Source organism: Pantoea coffeiphila (genome assembly GCF_016909495.1).
GTDB lineage: Bacteria > Pseudomonadota > Gammaproteobacteria > Enterobacterales > Enterobacteriaceae > Erwinia > Erwinia coffeiphila.
Window position 1 is genome coordinate 53,952 of record NZ_JAFBFW010000002.1, and the last position, 17,754, is coordinate 71,705.

21 protein-coding genes are annotated in these 17,754 nt (G+C 54.9%); 1 reads left to right on the top strand and 20 read right to left on the bottom strand.

The genetic code is table 11. From position 1 onward, the window contains the following. Positions 1–17 precede the first annotated feature (17 nt). The 19 genes from nagZ to yceD form a co-directional block, all read right to left on the bottom strand. Positions 18–1,037 carry a beta-N-acetylhexosaminidase gene (nagZ, locus tag JOE09_RS05985; RefSeq protein ID WP_200546857.1) on the bottom strand — a complete coding sequence of 340 codons (1,020 nt, stop codon included), beginning with the start codon at positions 1,035–1,037 and terminating at the stop codon, positions 18–20. 41 nt (positions 1,038–1,078) lie between these two features. Next, on the bottom strand, positions 1,079–1,927 hold the full coding sequence (gene thiK, locus JOE09_RS05990; protein ID WP_205065160.1) for a thiamine kinase: 849 nt from the start codon (positions 1,925–1,927) through the stop codon (positions 1,079–1,081). After that, the gene (gene lpoB, locus JOE09_RS05995; RefSeq protein WP_239553004.1) at positions 1,911–2,507 is read right to left on the bottom strand and encodes a penicillin-binding protein activator LpoB; all 597 of its coding nucleotides are present in this window, start codon (positions 2,505–2,507) and stop codon (positions 1,911–1,913) included. The genes thiK and lpoB overlap by 17 nt, the downstream gene beginning before the upstream one ends. A gap of 23 nt (positions 2,508–2,530) precedes the next feature. Next, positions 2,531–2,899 (bottom strand): YcfL family putative periplasmic lipoprotein, encoded by a 369-nt coding sequence (locus JOE09_RS06000; protein WP_105592802.1) that lies wholly within the window; start codon positions 2,897–2,899, stop codon positions 2,531–2,533. Positions 2,900–2,925: 26 nt separating this feature from the next. Then, a complete protein-coding gene (hinT, locus tag JOE09_RS06005; RefSeq protein ID WP_105592803.1) occupies positions 2,926–3,276 on the bottom strand; it encodes a purine nucleoside phosphoramidase in 351 nt (116 codons plus the stop codon). Positions 3,277–3,475: 199 nt separating this feature from the next. Next, positions 3,476–4,909, bottom strand: coding sequence for a PTS glucose transporter subunit IIBC (ptsG, locus tag JOE09_RS06010; protein ID WP_205065162.1), 1,434 nt, complete (start codon positions 4,907–4,909; stop codon positions 3,476–3,478). A gap of 297 nt (positions 4,910–5,206) precedes the next feature. Next, the gene (locus JOE09_RS06015) at positions 5,207–5,998 is read right to left on the bottom strand and encodes a metal-dependent hydrolase (protein ID WP_200560480.1); all 792 of its coding nucleotides are present in this window, start codon (positions 5,996–5,998) and stop codon (positions 5,207–5,209) included. Positions 5,999–6,009: 11 nt separating this feature from the next. Then, positions 6,010–7,008 carry a DNA polymerase III subunit delta' gene (gene holB, locus JOE09_RS06020; RefSeq protein ID WP_205065163.1) on the bottom strand — a complete coding sequence of 333 codons (999 nt, stop codon included), beginning with the start codon at positions 7,006–7,008 and terminating at the stop codon, positions 6,010–6,012. Continuing rightward, positions 7,005–7,637, bottom strand: coding sequence for a dTMP kinase (gene tmk / locus JOE09_RS06025; RefSeq protein WP_205065164.1), 633 nt, complete (start codon positions 7,635–7,637; stop codon positions 7,005–7,007). Before tmk ends, holB begins: the two co-directional genes overlap by 4 nt. Then, complete coding sequence (gene yceG / locus JOE09_RS06030) at positions 7,627–8,652, bottom strand: cell division protein YceG (protein WP_205065165.1); 1,026 nt, start codon at positions 8,650–8,652, stop codon at positions 7,627–7,629. The genes tmk and yceG overlap by 11 nt, the downstream gene beginning before the upstream one ends. A gap of 17 nt (positions 8,653–8,669) precedes the next feature. Beyond that, positions 8,670–9,464 (bottom strand): aminodeoxychorismate lyase, encoded by a 795-nt coding sequence (gene pabC, locus JOE09_RS06035; protein WP_205065166.1) that lies wholly within the window; start codon positions 9,462–9,464, stop codon positions 8,670–8,672. 223 nt (positions 9,465–9,687) lie between these two features. After that, entirely contained in the window at positions 9,688–10,929 is a 1,242-nt protein-coding gene (fabF, locus tag JOE09_RS06040) for a beta-ketoacyl-ACP synthase II (RefSeq protein WP_200546848.1), read from the bottom strand. Between the two features lie 88 nt (positions 10,930–11,017). Beyond that, positions 11,018–11,254 (bottom strand): acyl carrier protein, encoded by a 237-nt coding sequence (gene acpP / locus JOE09_RS06045; protein WP_004157115.1) that lies wholly within the window; start codon positions 11,252–11,254, stop codon positions 11,018–11,020. A 154-nt stretch (positions 11,255–11,408) separates the two neighbouring features. Beyond that, a complete protein-coding gene (gene fabG, locus JOE09_RS06050) occupies positions 11,409–12,143 on the bottom strand; it encodes a 3-oxoacyl-ACP reductase FabG (protein ID WP_105592811.1) in 735 nt (244 codons plus the stop codon). 13 nt (positions 12,144–12,156) lie between these two features. Further along, positions 12,157–13,086, bottom strand: coding sequence for an ACP S-malonyltransferase (gene fabD, locus JOE09_RS06055; protein ID WP_205065167.1), 930 nt, complete (start codon positions 13,084–13,086; stop codon positions 12,157–12,159). A gap of 16 nt (positions 13,087–13,102) precedes the next feature. Next, on the bottom strand, positions 13,103–14,056 hold the full coding sequence (locus JOE09_RS06060) for a beta-ketoacyl-ACP synthase III (RefSeq protein WP_105592813.1): 954 nt from the start codon (positions 14,054–14,056) through the stop codon (positions 13,103–13,105). 6 nt (positions 14,057–14,062) lie between these two features. Next, positions 14,063–15,097 carry a phosphate acyltransferase PlsX gene (plsX, locus tag JOE09_RS06065; protein ID WP_205065168.1) on the bottom strand — a complete coding sequence of 345 codons (1,035 nt, stop codon included), beginning with the start codon at positions 15,095–15,097 and terminating at the stop codon, positions 14,063–14,065. Between the two features lie 25 nt (positions 15,098–15,122). Further along, positions 15,123–15,293 carry a 50S ribosomal protein L32 gene (gene rpmF / locus JOE09_RS06070; protein ID WP_013025362.1) on the bottom strand — a complete coding sequence of 57 codons (171 nt, stop codon included), beginning with the start codon at positions 15,291–15,293 and terminating at the stop codon, positions 15,123–15,125. 14 nt (positions 15,294–15,307) lie between these two features. Then, complete coding sequence (gene yceD, locus JOE09_RS06075; protein WP_105592815.1) at positions 15,308–15,829, bottom strand: 23S rRNA accumulation protein YceD; 522 nt, start codon at positions 15,827–15,829, stop codon at positions 15,308–15,310. Between the two features lie 142 nt (positions 15,830–15,971). On the opposite strand from yceD, the gene JOE09_RS06080 reads away from it, so the two are divergent. Further along, positions 15,972–16,553 (top strand): Maf family protein, encoded by a 582-nt coding sequence (locus tag JOE09_RS06080; RefSeq protein ID WP_205065169.1) that lies wholly within the window; start codon positions 15,972–15,974, stop codon positions 16,551–16,553. A 46-nt stretch (positions 16,554–16,599) separates the two neighbouring features. Here the strand turns inward: JOE09_RS06080 and rluC are convergent, their stop codons facing one another. Beyond that, entirely contained in the window at positions 16,600–17,556 is a 957-nt protein-coding gene (gene rluC, locus JOE09_RS06085) for a 23S rRNA pseudouridine(955/2504/2580) synthase RluC (protein WP_205065170.1), read from the bottom strand. Between the last annotated feature and the right edge of the window lie 198 nt (positions 17,557–17,754).

Consider the following 17,754-nt stretch of genomic DNA (forward strand, 5'->3'; position numbering starts at 1 on the left):
TGCCGCAGGCAGCGGAGTCAGTCACCTTTTGCGGCTTTGTGTGCCAGCCAACGCTCCTGAAGGTTGTCGAGTGTCGCGCTGATTTGCTTCCAGCGGGAAGAGCCCAGCAACTGCTGGCGGGTATAGGAACCCCGATGGTATAACCGACTCACGCGCTCTGCATTGATCGGTGACAGGTTATCCAACACGCTAACCGCACCTGCACGATTATTGCACACCAGAATCATATCGCATCCGGCATCCAGTGCGGTTTGCCCGCGCTCGGCGTAGCTGCCCATCACCGCTGCACCTTCCATTGACAGATCGTCCGAGAAGATCACACCGTCAAAGCCCAGCTCTTTGCGCAATACCTTTTGCAGCCAGTGCGATGAACCGCTGGCCGGGCGAGGGTCCACTTCAGTATAGATAACGTGGGCGGGCATAATCGCATCCAGCGCCTGCTCATCAATTAATTGTTTGAAGATCGCCATATCATGCTGGCGAATCTCCGCCTCGCTGCGGTTATCGCGCGGCGTTTCCTTGTGGGAGTCTGCACTCACCGCACCGTGACCGGGGAAGTGTTTACCGGTGGTTTTCATACCGGCCTCATGCATGCCGCGAATAAAACAGCGGGCCAGCGCCAGCGCCTGAACCGGATCTTCATGAAACGCACGCTCACCGATCGCTGCGCTGCCGTGACCGATATCGAGTACCGGCGCAAAGCTGATGTCGATATCCATCGAAATCATCTCCGAAGCCATCAGCCAGCCCGCCTCCTGCGCCAGTCTTGCCGCTTCAGCTGCATCATTCAGTGCGGCAAAAGACTGCATCGCCGGCAGCCGACTAAAACCTTCACGAAAGCGCTGTACGCGCCCGCCTTCCTGGTCAACGGCAATCACCAGACGATGACGCGACGCCGCGCGGATCTGCCTGATCAACTCGGCCAGCTGGGCCGGATCGTGGTAGTTGCGGGTAAACAGAATCAGCCCCCCCACCAGCGGGTGCTGTAAAATCTCGCGTTCTTCCGCATCCAGCTCGTAGCCGAGCACATCTAACATTACCGGTCCCACACTGCACCTCTGTAAGCCTGCTTATCAGGCTAATTAAACTGTGAAAGCCGCTGCCAGCCTGATGCTGCCAGCGCGCCAAATTGGTTTTCGCCGGTCTGCTGCCAGCGAAGTTCGTACCAGCTGGTAGCCAGCAGCAAAAGCCAGGGCTGCCAGCGCCGAATCTGTCGGCAAAGCCTGCCGCTGTCGATCTTCTGCCCGATAGCGCAGGCGGTAATGAGCCGCTGCTGCTGCACGTCGTCCAGACCATTAATGTCGATCAGCGCCGCCAGCTCAAGGGCAACGTCGCCGTCGCCCGCATACTCCCAGTCAATCAGACGCAAACGACCGCCGTTGCCGATAAGGTTACCGCTATGGATATCCATATGCAGCACCGCCAGCCGCAGTGGATGCGGTTCGCCGCGACGCCGCAGACGCTTGAGTGCTCTGAGCCAGGTGAGATTCCGCCGGGAGGGCAGGCTACGCTGCCAGTAGCTCATCAGCAGGGGCATGAGCTGAAGCCGGTAGCCGGTGAGCGGCTGGCGATGCAGCTTACTAATGATTTCAGACAGCGGCTCAATTGCCCGATCGAATTCCGCTGCGGACAGCACCTCTCCCGGCAGCCAGTCAAGCAGCAGCCAGTTTCGACTGCGGCCATAAACCGCAGGCACCAGGCCACTGTCTTGAAGTTTACGCAGAATACGGTATTCGCGCTGACGATTAACGCCAGGCATCTCCAGCGAGCCTGCCGCCCGACGCGCCAGCAGGGTCTGACAGGGGAGAGAAACTTTCATACTGTAGCCGCTCAGACCATCCAGCGGCAAAACGGTACCGGCGACCTGCGCCGCCGGAAACTGTCTGGATATCAGCTGCTGCAAATCGGCGTTAATGCTGAACGTCACCGCTGCCTGACCAGATAATCTCGCCGGTTTGCACCAGCATCAGCTGCATTTGCAGCTCGGGCGCTTTCACATCCCCTTGCGCATTGCTGTAAAGCACGTACTGCGCACCCACGTAGCGTGCCAGACCAATTGCTTTACTGCGTGATACCAGGCTGTCTTCCGCCGACAGACCCAGTGTCTGTTTCGCCACCGCCAGCTGCTGCGGCGTGACCAGGGTAAACTGGCTGTTGTTAGCCAGCTCACTCTGCAACGCAGCGGTGGCTTTCGCACTTTGCAGGCTGCCATTGGTACTGTTTTTCACGTTGTCGACCAGCAGCACGCTACCCGCCGTAACGCCGTCGGCTTTCAGCATCTGTGCCACCAGCGGGCTGACGCTGGCCTGCCAGTTAATGGTTTGCATTTTCGGCGGCTGCGGTACGGTTTCAATCGGTCCGGGCTGGGAAGGCACCGGCTGAGGTTGCTGCGGCTGTACCGGCTCTACCGGCGCAGGCTGCTGCGGCTGTTCAGGCTGCTGTTGCTGGTTAATAACACAACCGCTGAGGATCAGCGCCAGCGCCAGCACGCCAGAGAATTTTAACAGGTGACTTGTCACGCCATCACTCCTTACAGATACAGGTAAAGGCGAACTTTGCTCGCCGTCAGATTGCCGGTTTGCGAGGAAATGTCGATTTTACCCTTCGCGGGCACCACCAGCGTACGCGGCTTCTCGTAAGGCAGGATCTCCAGCCCACGATCGTCATACCAGTAGAAACGATAGGTGACTTTGACCGGTTTTTCCTGCTGGTTGACCAGGGTGCTTACCGCGCGCTGCTGGCCTTCCGTTTCGCTGATTATCGGCTCATCGGTGGTGATACCGGCAGAAAGAACCGAGGATTCCATCACCAGCGATTGCGAGGTATTAATGGTGGTGCGATCGTTACTGCAACCTGCCAGTGTAATCAGTAACGTCAGAGCCGTCAGACATGCCCGCATAACATTGTGTCCCCGTTCAGCGGCGCTCAGGAAGCCAGCATTGGGCCTAAAGGACGGCCACCAACCAGGTGAAGGTGAATATGATAAACCTCCTGGCCACCGTGTTTATTGCAGTTGATAATCAGGCGGTAGCCGTCTTCAGCAATGCCTTCCTGCTTAGCGATTTTAGAGGCGACGGTAATCATTCTCCCCAGCGCGGCCTCGTGTTCAGCCTGAACGTCGTTGGCGGTCGGTATCAACACATTCGGTACGATCAGAATATGGCTCGGTGCCTGCGGTGAGATATCGCGAAACGCGGTGACCAGTTCATCCTGGAACAGGATGTCGGACGGGATCTCGCGACGAATGATTTTACTGAAAATAGTTTCTTCGGCCATGTTGCATATCCTTAGCAGTGTTTTTTTATAACCGCAGTATGAGCGAGAAAATCGTTTTCTTTCAACCTGCAACTGATTTTTCTTTCCCGACTGCGCGGCTTTGCAGCAGTTCAGCGTTCCGGCAGCACGATTTATCCATCTGTTAAATAGCAAAAGGGGAAGCCGCTGGCCTCCCCTTTTGCGTCATCATCCTGCCCGATTACATCTTACGGATGTAGTCATCCATATCGGTTTTCAGGTTGTCAGACTTGGTGCCGAAAATCGCCTGCACGCCGGAACCTGCAACGACAACACCGGCCGCGCCCAGTTTTTTCAACCCGGCCTGGTCAACTTTGCTGACGTCGCCAACGCTAACGCGTAAACGAGTGATACAGGCATCGAGGTTAGTGATGTTGTCTTTACCACCGAAGGCTGCAACCAGGTTAGCGGCCATTTCTGTGGCGTTACCGGTGGTCTGCTCGGTGGAGCTGTCTTCACGACCCGGGGTTTTCAGGTTCAGCTTAGCAATCAGCACGCGGAAGATGGTGTAGTACACCAGACCGTAGATGATACCGACGATTGGGAACAGCCAGATTTTGCTGCTGTTGCCGCTCAGTACGATAAAGTCGATCAGACCGTGCGAGAAGCTGGTGCCATCGCGCATACCCAGCAGAATACAGATTGGGAATGCCAGACCGGCCAGAATAGCGTGGATCGCATACAGGATCGGCGCAACGAACATGAATGAAAATTCAATCGGTTCGGTGATGCCGGTCAGGAATGAGGTCAGCGCTGCTGAGATCATGATGCCGCCGACTTTAGCGCGGTTTTCCGGTTTTGCTGAGTGCCAGATAGCAATCGCCGCCGCTGGCAGACCGTACATTTTGAACAGGAAGCCGCCGGACAGTTTACCTGCGGTTGGGTCACCCGCCATGTAGCGAGGGATATCACCGTGGAAGACCTGGCCCGCTGCGTTAGTGAACTCACCAATCTGCATCTGGAAAGGTACGTTCCAGATATGGTGCAGACCAAACGGCACCAGCGCACGCTCAACCACACCGTAGATACCGAATGCCACAACCGGGTTCTGATACGCAGCCCACTGTGAGAAGGTCTGAATCGCCGTACCGATCGGTGGCCAGATGAAGGAGAGCACCACGCCCAGGAAAATTGCCGTCAGGCCGGAGATAATCGGCACGAAGCGTTTTCCGGCAAAGAAGCCCAGATATTCAGGAAGCTGGATACGATAGAAGCGGTTAAACATATAGGCCGCTATCGAACCGGCAATAATCCCGCCGAGGACGCCGGTATCCGCCAGGTGCTTGGCTGCAATCTCTTCCGCAGGAAGATGCAGGACCAGCGGTGCCACAACGGCCATGGTTTTCACCATGATGCCGTAGGCAACTACGGCGGCCAGCGCGGAAACGCCGTCGTTATTGGTAAAGCCGAGTGCTACGCCGATAGCAAAAATCAGCGGCATATTGGCAAAGACCGAACCGCCCGCTTCCGCCATAACCTGCGAAACCACCGCCGGCAGCCAGCTGAAGTTGGCGGAACCAACGCCCAGCAGAATACCTGCAATCGGCAGGACCGATACAGGCAACATCAGCGATTTACCGACCTTTTGCAGGTTCGCAAATGCATTTTTGAACATAGTGTAAAGCTCCTGAGTATGAGTGCTTTTCTTCGCGCCAGGCGCGTTGCAAAGGGGGGAGGACCCTTTGCGGGTGAGGCATCGTTGTGCCCCTGATATTTATTACGAAGAGTAAAATAAATCCGCGTAAATTTGTTTGATGACTATCACGTTTCGTTGAACGTGCTGCCGCTCTTTGGATGATTTCACAAGGATTTGCGACTTTTTTCAGCAAAAAAAATGCAGCCACTGATTTTATCGGGCTGCACTTTACAAATTTTCGCTATTAATTACGAGCTATAAAAGAAAGCCCGCCACTTAATCCGTCAGTCGTGACATCGGCACATGGAACAGACGGGAGAAGTTTTCCGTGGTCGCCTGCGCCAGCTCTTCAATACTCACGCCCTTCACCACCGCCATATATTCCGCCACATCGCGGGTGTAGGCCGGCTGATTCTCTTTACCACGGTGTGGAACCGGGGCCAGATACGGCGAATCAGTTTCAACCAGCATCCTGTCCAGCGGAACATAGCGTGCCGCTTCGCGGATCTGCTCCGCATTGCGGAAGGTCGCAATGCCGGAGAATGAGATATAGAAGCCCATATCCAGCAGCTTTTCCGCCGTCTCACGGTCTTCGGTAAAGCAGTGCAGCACGCCGCCGCAGCCTTCAGCCTGCTCTTCCTGCAAAATGGCCAGCGTATCTTCACGCGCATCGCGGGTATGGACGATCACCGGCTTATTCAGATCGCGCCCCACGCGGATGTGTTCGCGGAATGAGGCCTGCTGGCGCGCTTTGGTCTCTTTCTGGTAGAAGTAGTCCAGGCCGGTTTCACCCATCGCAATCACCCGCGAATCGGCGGCAAGCTGGCGCAGTTCAGCGAAGTCGTACTCTTCTTCCTGATTCAGCGGATGAACGCCGCAGGAGTAGGCCACGTTAGGACGATCGCCAATTAATTCAATCATCGCTTTATAGCCGGGCAGCGTGGTCGCGACCGCCAGCAAAAATTTCACATCGCGCGCGGCGGCTTTCGCCAGAACGTCAGAGACGTCCTGATGCAGCGTTTCGTAGTTCAGGCCATCCAGATGACAGTGTGAATCAACTAAAAACATAATCGTTACTCTTAACCCGTAAAATCGGTAGCGTGAGGATGCAAAATGGCTTCCCAGCTCAGCAGCTGGTCGGTGAGCAGCAGCTCGCGGTTTACCGCCACGACGTTCAGCAGGCGGTCGCGGCAGGTCAGCCACTGGCGAAGGCTGGCATCAATGGCCGTCGCCGGCAGCAGGCTGGCGATTTGCATCACCAGCGCCTGGCAGTCGACGTTGCTGATCCAGGCCCCGCCGCCCTGCTGCCACTTCACCGCATCGACCAGCAGCGAGCAAAGCCAGCCAATACGACGTGCGGCATCATCATGATTCAGCGCGGGCAGCAGACTGAGCAGATCGCCCTGAATAGCTGCGGGGAGCGCCTGACAAACCAGCTGGCGCTGCTGCCAGTTTTTCTCTTCCAGCAGCATCAGCGCTGCCGCAGGCGCGCCGCTGCTCAACCGTAGCGCCGCAGTACGTTCATTCAGGCCCGCGGCACACTGTTTTTGTAGCCAGTTCAGGCTCTGCATTTCATCCGGTGGCGCGAGGTGCCATTGCAGACAGCGGCTGCGCAGGGTTGCCAAAAGGCGGGAGGGTTCATGGCAGCTGAGTAAGAACCAGGTATTTTGCGGCGGCTCCTCCAGCGTTTTGAGCAGGGCGTTAGCCGCAGCTTCGGTCAGCTGTTCGGCGTCCGGCAGCCAGACCACTTTTGCCCCACCCTGTTGAGAGTGGTGATAGAGCTTTTCCGTTACGCTGCGCACCGCATCAATCCCCAGCGCACTCTTACCCTTCTCCGCTTCCAAACGATACCAGTCAGGATGGGTTCCCGCCTGCATCAGCTGGCAGGCATGGCAGCTTCCGCAGCTTTTCATCCCGTCGGGCTGGCGGCACATCAGCCAGCGGCCAATCCCCCACACCAGCGCATCGTCGCCCATACCGGGCAGCGCCTGAATCAGCAGCGCATGATGCGCACGCTGCGCCTGATGCTGGCTGATAATTTGCCGGTAACTGTTATTCAGCCACGGATACCAGTTCATTGCTGTTCCTGTAACCACTGCTGCAGCGTCTGCTCCAGCTGCTGCGTCACCTGCGGGAGGTCACGGGTTGCATCAATGGTTTTAATCCGCGCATCGGCAGCGGCCAGCGCAAGATAGCGGTCACGGGTGCGAATAAAGAAGTTCAGGGACTCCTGCTCAATGCGGTCCAGCGCACCGCGCGCGCGGGCACGCTGCAGGCCGATTTCAGGCGTGACATCCAGATATAGCGTCAGATCCGGGGTAAAGTCACCCAGCACCGCCTGTTTCAGGCTGCTCATCAGCTGGCTGTCCATGCCCCGTCCGCCGCCCTGATAAGCCTGAGAGGAAAGATCGTGACGATCGCCAACCACCCAGGCCCCCCGCGCCAGCGCGGGTTTAATCACGTTTTCCACCAGCTGCACGCGGGCAGCATACAGCATGAGCAGCTCGGCCTTATCGGTAACCTGTTCGCCTTCAATCCCCTGCTTAATCAAATCGCGCAGTTTTTCCGCCAGCGGAGTACCGCCGGGTTCGCGGGTGAAAACAATATCGTTAATGCCATGACGACGCAGTTCAGCCACTACCGCATCCCGCGCAGTGGTTTTACCTGCCCCTTCCAGGCCTTCGATAACGATAAATTTACTGTTCATTTTTTTCCTTCAGCGCCAGGCGATACACCTGCACGGCTTTATTGTGGCTTGCCAGATTGGTGGTAAACGTATGGCCACCTTTCCCATCGGCAACGAAGTAGAGGAAGTTCGTTTTCAGCGGGTGAGCTGCGGCTTCCAGCGAGGCTTTACCCGGCATTGCAATCGGACCAGGCGGCAGGCCGTTAATCGTATAGGTATTCCAGGCCGTCGGCGTTTCCAGATCTTTGCGCGTTAGCGTACCGCGGTAGTCCGGCCCCAGGCCATAGATCACCGTCGGATCGGTTTGCAGACGCATACCCAACCGCAGGCGGTTAATAAACACCGAAGCCACTTTGCTGCGCTCGTCGCTGACCGCCGTCTCTTTTTCAATAATCGAGGCCATGGTCAGCATATCATTTTTGTTTTTATACGGCAGGCTATCCATTTTCCCCTGCCACTGCGCATCCACCTCTTTTTCCATCCGCTGGTAAGCGCGCTTGAGCACCGCAACATCGGTGGTATTCGCGGTATACAGATAGGTATCAGGATAGAACCATCCCTCAACGCCCTTCGCTTCACCTTCCAGCTTAAGGGCACTGGCGACGGTAGCCAGCTGGTCATCCGCCAGCGTGTGTTTGATATACGGCGCGCTGCGCAGCTGGCTCAGCCACTCCTGCATGCGCGTGCCTTCTACGAAACGCAGCGGGAACTGGGCCTCTTTACCGCTGGCAAGCAGCGCCAGCATCTCGCGGACGGTCATTTTGGGGTCGAGCCGATAGGTCCCGGCCTTAAACTTTGCCAGATCCGGCTCAAGTTTCAGCAATACGCCAAACCACGGGCTTTGTTTAATGATGTGCTTAGATTCCAGCTGGGCTTCCAGCACCACTCGGCCAGAACCTGCCGGGAGGGTAAAAATAGTTTCTTTGTCCACCGTCAGCGGTGAGTCTGCAAGCTGGCGGGTTTGCCAGTATCCGTAAGCAACGGCCAGCAGAGAGACAGCAACGACCCCGGCGATAATTTTGCGTGTTTTAGTCATGAAAATTCCACGGTTGATTAATGGGGGTTAAGCAGACGGAACAAGCGGCGCGAGCTGAAGTGCCACGCCTCAATCTGACGAACGGGCAACACCGGCATCAGTGCATTGGTGATCAGCACTTCATCGGCTTCCGCCAGCACCTCAACGCCTGCACGGACTTCGCTGAGGGTAAACCCCAGATCCGCGATCTGCCGCATCACCCGCTGGCGCTGGATACCGTTCACGCCCGAAGCGCTTAAGTCCGGGGTAAAAACCTGCTCCCCGGTGCGCCAGAAAAAATTTGCCGCACAGCATTCCACCAGCATGCCATCAGTGTCAAGCACCAGTGCCTCATCGGCACCGGTCTGCTCAAGCCGTGTGCGGATCAGCACCTGTTCCAGCCGGTTAAGATGCTTTATCCCCGCCAGCAGCGGATTTTTCCCCAGCTGAATCGGGCTGAGGGCCAGCCTTGCCCCGCTCTCACGCAGCGTGTGGTAGTGTGCAGGATAGGCTGAAACGGAGACGATGCGCGTGGGTGCTGCACAGCCAGCGGCGCTGTATCCCCTGCCGCCGCTGCCCCGGGTCACAATCGTTTTCAGTACGCCATCGTCACAGTCAGCAACTGCGCGAATCATTTCCTGGCGCAATAATTCCCAGTCCACGCCGGTTATCAGCAGACGTTCGCAGCCCTGCTGCAGCCGCGCGATATGTGCGGGAAACAGCTCGATCTCGCCAGAACTTATGCGAGCGGTGGTAAAGCAGCCATCACCAAACTGCACGGCGCGATCGCTCGCGGCAACAACGCCCTGCTTCACCCCATTGACCCACATCATGCTGATTCCTCTATTTTCGATCATGCTGCAAGATTACCTGCCCGTCGTGCCAGAATCATCTGAATCTGCCGGGGATGATGAGCAATATCAGGTAATACCCGGTTCGCTATAACTCGCAAAGACGAATATGTCGTTCAAAACCGGATAGTGGTGATTCGCTCCCCTCAATCGTAGGTAAAAAAAAGCCCGCCGATAAGGCGGGCCTTTACGCAAGAGCAAAAAATCAGACCTTACGGAAAATCAGTGACCCGTTGGTGCCACCAAATCCGAATGAATTACACAGAGTGTATTCCATACCTTTCACCTGGCGCGCAGTATGCGGCACGAAATCCAGGTCACAACCTTCATCCGGGTTATCCAGATTGATGGTTGGAGGAACAACCTGATCGCGCAGGGCAAGAATAGTGAAGATCGATTCGATCGCGCCCGCCGCACCCAGCAGGTGGCCGGTCATGGATTTTGTCGAGCTGACCATCACGCTACCGGCAGAAGCACCGAAGACGGATTTCACCGCCTGAGCTTCAGCGATATCACCGGCCGGCGTTGAAGTACCGTGCGCGTTGATATAACCAATCTGTTCCGCTGAAATCTTTGCATCTTTCAGCGCGTTGACCATCGCCAGGGCTGCGCCAGCGCCGTTTTCCGGCGGAGAAGTCATATGATAAGCATCGCTGCTCATACCAAAACCAACGATTTCTGCGTAAATTTTGGCACCGCGTTTTTTCGCGTGCTCATATTCTTCCAGCACAATCAGACCAGCACCATCGCCGAGAACAAAACCATCGCGGTCTTTATCCCACGGACGGCTGGCAGCCTGCGGATTTTCATTGCGGGTTGACAGTGCACGAGCAGCACCGAAACCACCCACGCCCAGTGGCGTACTGGCTTTTTCTGCACCACCAGCCAGCATCACATCAGCATCGTCATAGGCGATGATACGTGCAGCATGACCAATATTATGCACGCCGGACGTACAGGCGGTAGCAATGGAAATACTTGGGCCTTTCATTCCGTACATAATCGTCAGATGTCCGGCAACCATATTCACAATAGTTGAAGGGACAAAGAACGGACTAATTTTACGGGGACCACCGTTGACCAGTGAGGAATGGTTTTCTTCGATTAAACCAAGACCACCGATACCGGAGCCAATCGCGGCACCAACGCGCCCTGCGTTTTCTTCTGTAATAACGAGGCCAGAATCTTGCATGGCCTGAACGCCAGCAACAACGCCATATTGAATGAAAGCATCCATCTTACGCTGATCTTTGCGCGAGATGATTTCATCACAATTAAAATTCTTTACTAAGCCAGCAAAACGCGTTGCGTAGGCACTAGTATCAAAATGGTCAATCAGGCTGATGCCACTCTGACCGGCAACAAGAGCATTCCAGGTAGACTCTACGGTATTGCCGACAGGAGACAACATGCCAAGACCAGTCACAACTACACGACGCTTAGACACGTTCGTCCTCCAGGGAGGGAAAAATTGACGCGATGAGGGATATTTAGATAAAACTCAGGCGGTCGAATGACCGCCTGGAGATGTTCACTTATGCCTGGTGACCATTGATGTAATCAATAGCAGCCTGAACAGTAGTGATTTTCTCAGCTTCTTCATCCGGAATCTCGGTATCGAACTCTTCTTCCAGAGCCATTACCAGCTCAACGGTATCAAGAGAATCAGCGCCCAGATCTTCTACAAAAGAGGCAGTATTAACAACTTCTTCCTGCTTAACGCCCAGCTGCTCGCCAATGATTTTCTTAACGCGTTCTTCGATAGTGCTCATACTATTAAATTTCCTATCAAAACTCGCTTTCGCGATGGTTTTCGTAGTGTATAAAATGTTGAAAAAGATGCAACTAAATCCCGGCTGGTCAAACCACGATTTTACGCTATTTTGCGGCTTTTGCCTCAAATAACGCAAATAGTTTTCGTGATTATCAGACCATATACATTCCGCCATTGACGTGCAGCGTTTCACCAGTGATGTAAGCTGCTTCGTCAGAGGCCAAAAATGCCACGGCATTAGCGATTTCCTGCGCGCTGCCGAGGCGGCCCGCGGGAACTTCCGCCAGAATACCTGCACGCTGATCGTCGTTCAGCGCGCTCGTCATGTCGGTTTCAATGAAACCAGGTGCCACGACGTTAACGGTAATGCCACGTGACGCAATTTCACGCGCCAGTGACTTGCTGAAGCCAATCAAACCTGCTTTTGCTGCCGCATAGTTTGCCTGACCCGCATTACCCATTGTTCCAACTACGGAGCCAATGGTAATAATTCGGCCCACTCGCTTTTTCATCATGGCACGCATTACCGCTTTTGACAGACGGAATACTGAAGTCAGATTGGTGTCCAGGATATCCTGCCACTCATCGTCCTTCATGCGCATCAGAAGATTATCACGCGTGATGCCAGCATTATTGACTAAAATGTCCACTTCGCCAAATTCGGCGCGAATATTTTCCAGCACGGTCTCGATCGAAGCAGGGTCTGTCACGTTCAGGAGCATGCCCTTTCCGTTATCGCCCAGATAAGCGCTGATGGCTTCGGCTCCGTTCTGGCTGGTCGCCGTACCGACAACTTTAGCACCGCGGGCGACAAGCGTTTCCGCGATTGCACGGCCGATACCGCGACTTGCACCGGTAACCAGCGCGATTTTACCTTCGAAATTCATGTTGTTCCTCGTGTTATTGTTCAAGCGCCGCTGACAGGCTGGCCTGGTCGTTTACCGCCGCCGCCGTCAGGGTGTCAACAATACGTTTAGTCAGCCCGGTTAACACTTTACCCGGACCCACTTCCAGCAGCGACGTCACGCCCTGCTGAGCCATAAATTCTACGCAACCGGTCCAACGCACCGGGCTGTACAGCTGACGGACCAGCGCACTGCGGATAGCTTCAGGTGAAGTCTCACACTGAACATCAACGTTATTCACCACCGGGAATGCCGGTGCGTTGAAGGTCAGTTGCTCCAGCGCCACGGCCAGCTTATCAGCAGCAGGTTTCATCAGCGCACAGTGCGAAGGTACGCTCACCGGCAGCGGCAGTGCACGCTTCGCGCCCGCAGCTTTACAGGCTGCACCCGCGCGCTCAACGGCTTCTTTATTGCCGGCGATAACGACCTGGCCCGGTGAGTTATAGTTCACCGGCGAAACAACCTGCCCCTGGGCAGACTCTTCACAGGCTTTGGCGATGGACGCATCGTCCAAACCGATAATCGCCTGCATGGCCCCCGTCCCTTCCGGTACGGCTTCCTGCATCAGCTTACCGCGCAGTTCAACCAGCTTAATGGCATCGGCAAACGCAATCACTCCGGCGCAAACCAGGGCACTGTACTCACCAAGGCTGTGGCCTGCAAGCATTGACGGTACTTTTCCGCCTTTTTCCTGCCAAACGCGGAAAATGGCAACAGAAGCAGCCAGTAAAGCAGGCTGAGTTTGCCAGGTTTTGTTCAACTCTTCAGCAGGTCCCTGTTGGACCAGCTGCCATAAATCGTAACCCAGCACGTCAGAAGCTTCGCGGAAGGTTTTTTCCACAATCGGATTGCCTGCGGCTAAATCAGCCAGCATGCCCACCGTTTGCGATCCCTGTCCCGGGAATACCATTGCAAATTGCGTCATCGTTATTTCCTGTTAATCAAAAACGAACCAGAGCTGAACCCCAGGTGAAACCGCCACCGAAGGCTTCCAGCAGAATCAACTGGCCGGGCTGGATACGCCCGTCGCGCACCGCTTCATCCAGTGCTGAAGGCACAGAAGCCGCAGATGTATTGCCGTGGCGATCGAGGGTCACCACCACTTTATCCATATCCATGCCCAATTTGCGGGCCGTTGCACTGATAATGCGCAGGTTGGCCTGATGCGGCACTAACCAGTCAATGGCAGAACGGTCAAGGTCGTTCGCCTTGAGCGTTTCATCAACGATATGGGCCAGTTCGGTCACGGCAACTTTGAACACTTCATTGCCCGCCATCGTCAGATACGCAGGCTGTTCCTGATGCTCGCGATCCTGATTTGGCAGGGTGAGTAGTTGACCATAGCGGCCATCTGCGTGCAGATGGGTAGAGATAATGCCCGGCTCTTCGCTGGCACCAAGAACAACTGCGCCGGCAGCATCGCCGAACAGGATGATCGTGCCACGATCGGAAGGATCAAGCGTGCGTGACAGCACGTCAGCACCGACCACCAGTGCATATTTCACCGCACCGTTTTTAATATACTGATCGGCAACGCTCAGTGCGTAGGTAAAGCCCGCACAGGCCGCAGCCAGATCGAAAGAGGCCGCATCGTCAATTTCCAGCATCTGCTGGATCATGCAGGCTGAGCTTGGGAACGCGTGACTGGAAGAGGTGGTTGCTACCACGATCAAACCGATGTCATTTTTATCAATGCCCGCCATAGAGAGCGCACGCTCGGCGGCATGAAAGCCCATCGTTGCCACGGTTTCATCCGGGCCAGCAATACGACGTTCACGGATACCGGTTCGTGTGACAATCCACTCGTCCGACGTATCCACCATTTTTTCCAGATCGGCGTTAGTCCGCACCTGTTCGGGCAAATAGCTGCCCGTACCGATAATCTTCGTATACATGTACGCTCAGTCACTCTTAGGTAATACAGCCTGTAGGCGGGCAGCAATCCGCTCGGGAACTTGCCGCCGCACCGCCTGCTCTGCCTGTTTTATCGCGACGGTAAACGCGCGTTGATTCGCTGCGCCATGACTTTTAATCACGGTGCCGCGCAATCCTAACAGACAGGCGCCATTGTACTGGTCGGGGTTGAGATGGCCGAAATTCTTAGCCAGACGCTTTTGAATCCAGCGCCCTAATAGTCTCAGCCACCATGCCTTTTTTTTACCTTCGCCCTGTGATTTCAACAGCGAAAGAAACATTCTTACCACACCTTCCATAGTTTTTAACGTCACGTTGCCGATGAAACCATCGCACACCAGAACATCCGTCTTGCCGGTAAGAAGATCGTCACCTTCAAGGTAGCCAATATAGTTAACTTCTGCTGAATCACGAAGTGCTGCTGCGGCTTCGCGAATTGCCGTTAACCCTTTGGTTTCTTCCTGGCCTATGTTGAGCAGCGCCACGCGCGGATTGGCAATTTCTAAAATTTCTTCTGCCATCACCGCACCCATAATGGCGAACTGCACCAGCATAGCACTGTCGGATTCGACATTAGCACCTAAATCCAGCACGACGGTTTTACCCTTCAGCTGATTTGGCAGTACTGTCATCAGCGCTGGACGCTTAATCCCTTCCAGCGGCTGCAATAATATTTTTGCCAGCCCCATCAGCGCACCGGTGTTACCGGCACTGATACAGGCATCGGCGTGACCCGCTTTGACCTGCTCCAAAGCAATACGCATTGACGATCCGCGACTTGCACGAATAGCCTGCGAGGGTTTCGCATCACTGGCAATAACTGATTCAGCAGGGATTATCTGCAAACGCGCGCGCAGCGCAGAATCAGCTGTGGCTAGTAATGACGTGATTTTGTCGGGATCGCCGACCAGAAGAAGATGCAGGTGCGAATCAGATGCCAGTGCCTGCATTGCCGCAGGCACTGTCACGCAGGGACCGAAGTCCCCGCCCATGGCATCTATCGCCAGGGTCAATCGTGTCAAAGTATTGCCGCGCTATTCCGCGGAATTACTTAACGATGACCTTGCGACCGCGGTAGTAACCATCCGCAGTGATGTGGTGACGCAGATGAGTTTCACCAGAAACTTTATCTACGGAAAGTGTTGCAGTGGTCAGAGCATCGTGTGAACGACGCATGCCACGTTTGGAACGGGTTGGTTTATTCTGTTGTACGGCCATGGACCTTACTCCTATTACTTACGCTTTAAACTGGCTAATACGGCAAATGGATTTGGTTTTTCTGCCTCTGCAGGCAATTGACCAAAGACCATGTCCGCCTCGGACACTTCACAGTGTTCAGAATCATGCACCGGAACGACAGGCAGGGCGAGGATGATTTCATCTTCAACCATTGCCAGCAAATCGGTTTCACCAAACTCGTTGATGTCGATTGGCTCGTACGCTTCCGGTAGTGCTTCGGCCTGCTCGTCAGTAACGACCGGGCTGAAACAGTACGATACGTGGACCTGATGCGGGAATGGTTTGTTGCAGCGTTGACAACATAGCGTCACGGAAACTTCAGCAGTACCTTTCAATACCGCCAGACGCTGATTGTCGATCGCAAACGACATCACACATTCTACATCACTGTCCACACTAACCACCGAGTCGGCAATTCGCTCAACCTGTTCAGGGGTGTAAACACCCTGGTAGTCCAGGCGTTTCTGAGCGGTTCGCACCACATCGAGAGTCAGGGGTAATTTTACCTTTTGCATAGGGCGCGCATATTAACTTTGTAACGACATAGAGTCAAAGAAAAAGGCCGTGTAACGACATCTTTCAGCCATTATTCGCATCCAGTGCGGCGCACAGTTTAAAATGCCTTTCATCGATTCGCTATCTATTATGGAAAAAAATATGTCACAGCTGGTTTTAGCCTCAACGTCGACTTACCGCAGCGCGCTGTTAACGAAATTGCAATTGCCCTTTATTACCGATGCGCCGGAGGTGGATGAAACCCGGCTGGGCAACGAAACGGCAGAGCAGCTGGTTGTGCGCCTCGCGGCGGCGAAAGCTCAGGCGCTGGCAGGACGTTACCCCGAGCATCTGATTATCGGTTCCGATCAGGTCTGCGTCGTGGACGGCGTTGTTTGTGGCAAACCTCATACCGAGGAGAACGCCCGCGCCCAGCTTCGCGCCGCCAGCGGACGCAGCGTGGTGTTTTATACCGGACTGGCGCTGTACGATAGTCGCCACCAGGCACTGCAAACGCTGTGCGAGCATTTCACCGTAGATTTTCGAACGCTTAGCGAGCCCGAAATTACCCACTACGTTAGTCGCGAACAGCCGCTAAACTGTGCTGGCAGCTTTAAAAGCGAAGGTTTAGGCATCACGCTGTTTGAACGCCTTTCAGGGCGAGACCCGAATACGTTGATTGGCCTGCCGCTGATTGCGCTTTGTGAGATGCTAAGAAAGGCCGGAATGGACCCGCTGGGCTGAGCAACAAAATGCGGCGCAGACGCTGCCGCATTCATTGCCGGGATAATTAGCTGCTTTGCTTACGCAGCACAGCAAGGCAGCGCTTCAGGCCGTCGTCCAGCGGCGCTTCCACGCGCATTTCTTCACCGGTGCCGGGATGGGTGAACTTCAGCGCGGCAGCATGCAGGAACAGGCGGTTAAGCCCGGTGCCGGCCAGTTGGCTATCAAACTCTGCCTCGCCGTAGCGATCGTCAAACGCAATCGGGTGTCCGGCATGCAGCGTGTGAACGCGGATTTGGTGAGTGCGTCCGGTCACCGGACTGGCTTTCACCAGCGTGGCGAACGCATAGCGCTCTTCAACCTTAAACAGCGTTTCCGACGGCTTGCCTTCACTACTGACCTTCACCACTCGCTCACCGCTTTGCAGGATGTTTTTCAATAATGGTGCGCGCACCGATTTAACATGTGACGGCCATTGCCCACGCACCAGCGCCAGGTAATCTTTCTGCATTCCCTTTTCGCGCAGCTGCTCGTGGAGTGAACGCAGCGCGGAACGCTTTTTCGCCACCAGCAAAATACCCGACGTATCGCGGTCAAGACGATGGACCAGCTCAAGGAAACGTGCCTCCGGGCGCAGCGCCCTCAGCCCTTCAATTACACCAAAGCTTAAACCACTGCCACCGTGTACGGCCGTGCCGGAAGGCTTATTCAGCACCAGGATATGTTCATCTTCATAAATGATTGCATCACTTAACGCCGCCACTTTGGCCAGCTTAGGTGAAACGCTCTCTTCTTCACGTTCGGCCACGCGCACAGGCGGGACGCGAACCTGATCGCCATCTTCAAGTTTGTACTCAGGTTTGACGCGTTTTTTGTTCACCCGCACTTCGCCCTTACGCAAAATGCGATAAATCATACTTTTCGGCACGCCTTTTAACTGAGTGCGTAAAAAGTTATCGATGCGCTGTCCCGCTTCATCAGCAGAAATGGCAATTATTTGTACGGCTGGAGTCATGGTTTTCATGGTTGGCGATTCTAAATACCCGGCAGTGATAGCGCCACATCTTTTTCTGTGCTTAACTGACATGGATGACCGCCGCAAGGAAGTTATGGCCGGATTTTATACAGTTTGCTGAAAAGCACTGCAATTCGTTTTAAAAGACGGGATAAACTTCTCATCGCGGATAAAGTCATCTTGCGCTCTCAAGCTTAGCAATGGAAT

Excerpts from the sequence above, each read along its gene's own strand:
- tmk (WP_205065164.1), bottom strand. The coding sequence starts at position 7,637 with ATGAACAGTAAATTTATCGTTATCGAAGGCCTGGAAGGGGCAGGTAAA.
- ptsG (WP_205065162.1), bottom strand. The coding sequence starts at position 4,909 with ATGTTCAAAAATGCATTTGCGAACCTGCAAAAGGTCGGTAAATCGCTG.
- JOE09_RS06000 (WP_105592802.1), bottom strand. The coding sequence starts at position 2,899 with ATGCGGGCATGTCTGACGGCTCTGACGTTACTGATTACACTGGCAGGT.
- fabG (WP_105592811.1), bottom strand. The coding sequence starts at position 12,143 with ATGAATTTCGAAGGTAAAATCGCGCTGGTTACCGGTGCAAGTCGCGGT.
- rpmF (WP_013025362.1), bottom strand. The coding sequence starts at position 15,293 with ATGGCCGTACAACAGAATAAACCAACCCGTTCCAAACGTGGCATGCGT.
- JOE09_RS06080 (WP_205065169.1), top strand. The coding sequence starts at position 15,972 with ATGTCACAGCTGGTTTTAGCCTCAACGTCGACTTACCGCAGCGCGCTG.
- yceD (WP_105592815.1), bottom strand. The coding sequence starts at position 15,829 with ATGCAAAAGGTAAAATTACCCCTGACTCTCGATGTGGTGCGAACCGCT.
- yceG (WP_205065165.1), bottom strand. The coding sequence starts at position 8,652 with ATGACTAAAACACGCAAAATTATCGCCGGGGTCGTTGCTGTCTCTCTG.
- fabD (WP_205065167.1), bottom strand. The coding sequence starts at position 13,086 with ATGACGCAATTTGCAATGGTATTCCCGGGACAGGGATCGCAAACGGTG.
- JOE09_RS06015 (WP_200560480.1), bottom strand. The coding sequence starts at position 5,998 with ATGTTTTTAGTTGATTCACACTGTCATCTGGATGGCCTGAACTACGAA.
- acpP (WP_004157115.1), bottom strand. The coding sequence starts at position 11,254 with ATGAGCACTATCGAAGAACGCGTTAAGAAAATCATTGGCGAGCAGCTG.
- pabC (WP_205065166.1), bottom strand. The coding sequence starts at position 9,464 with ATGATGTGGGTCAATGGGGTGAAGCAGGGCGTTGTTGCCGCGAGCGAT.
- holB (WP_205065163.1), bottom strand. The coding sequence starts at position 7,008 with ATGAACTGGTATCCGTGGCTGAATAACAGTTACCGGCAAATTATCAGC.
- nagZ (WP_200546857.1), bottom strand. The coding sequence starts at position 1,037 with ATGTTAGATGTGCTCGGCTACGAGCTGGATGCGGAAGAACGCGAGATT.
- hinT (WP_105592803.1), bottom strand. The coding sequence starts at position 3,276 with ATGGCCGAAGAAACTATTTTCAGTAAAATCATTCGTCGCGAGATCCCG.
- rluC (WP_205065170.1), bottom strand. The coding sequence starts at position 17,556 with ATGAAAACCATGACTCCAGCCGTACAAATAATTGCCATTTCTGCTGAT.
- JOE09_RS06060 (WP_105592813.1), bottom strand. The coding sequence starts at position 14,056 with ATGTATACGAAGATTATCGGTACGGGCAGCTATTTGCCCGAACAGGTG.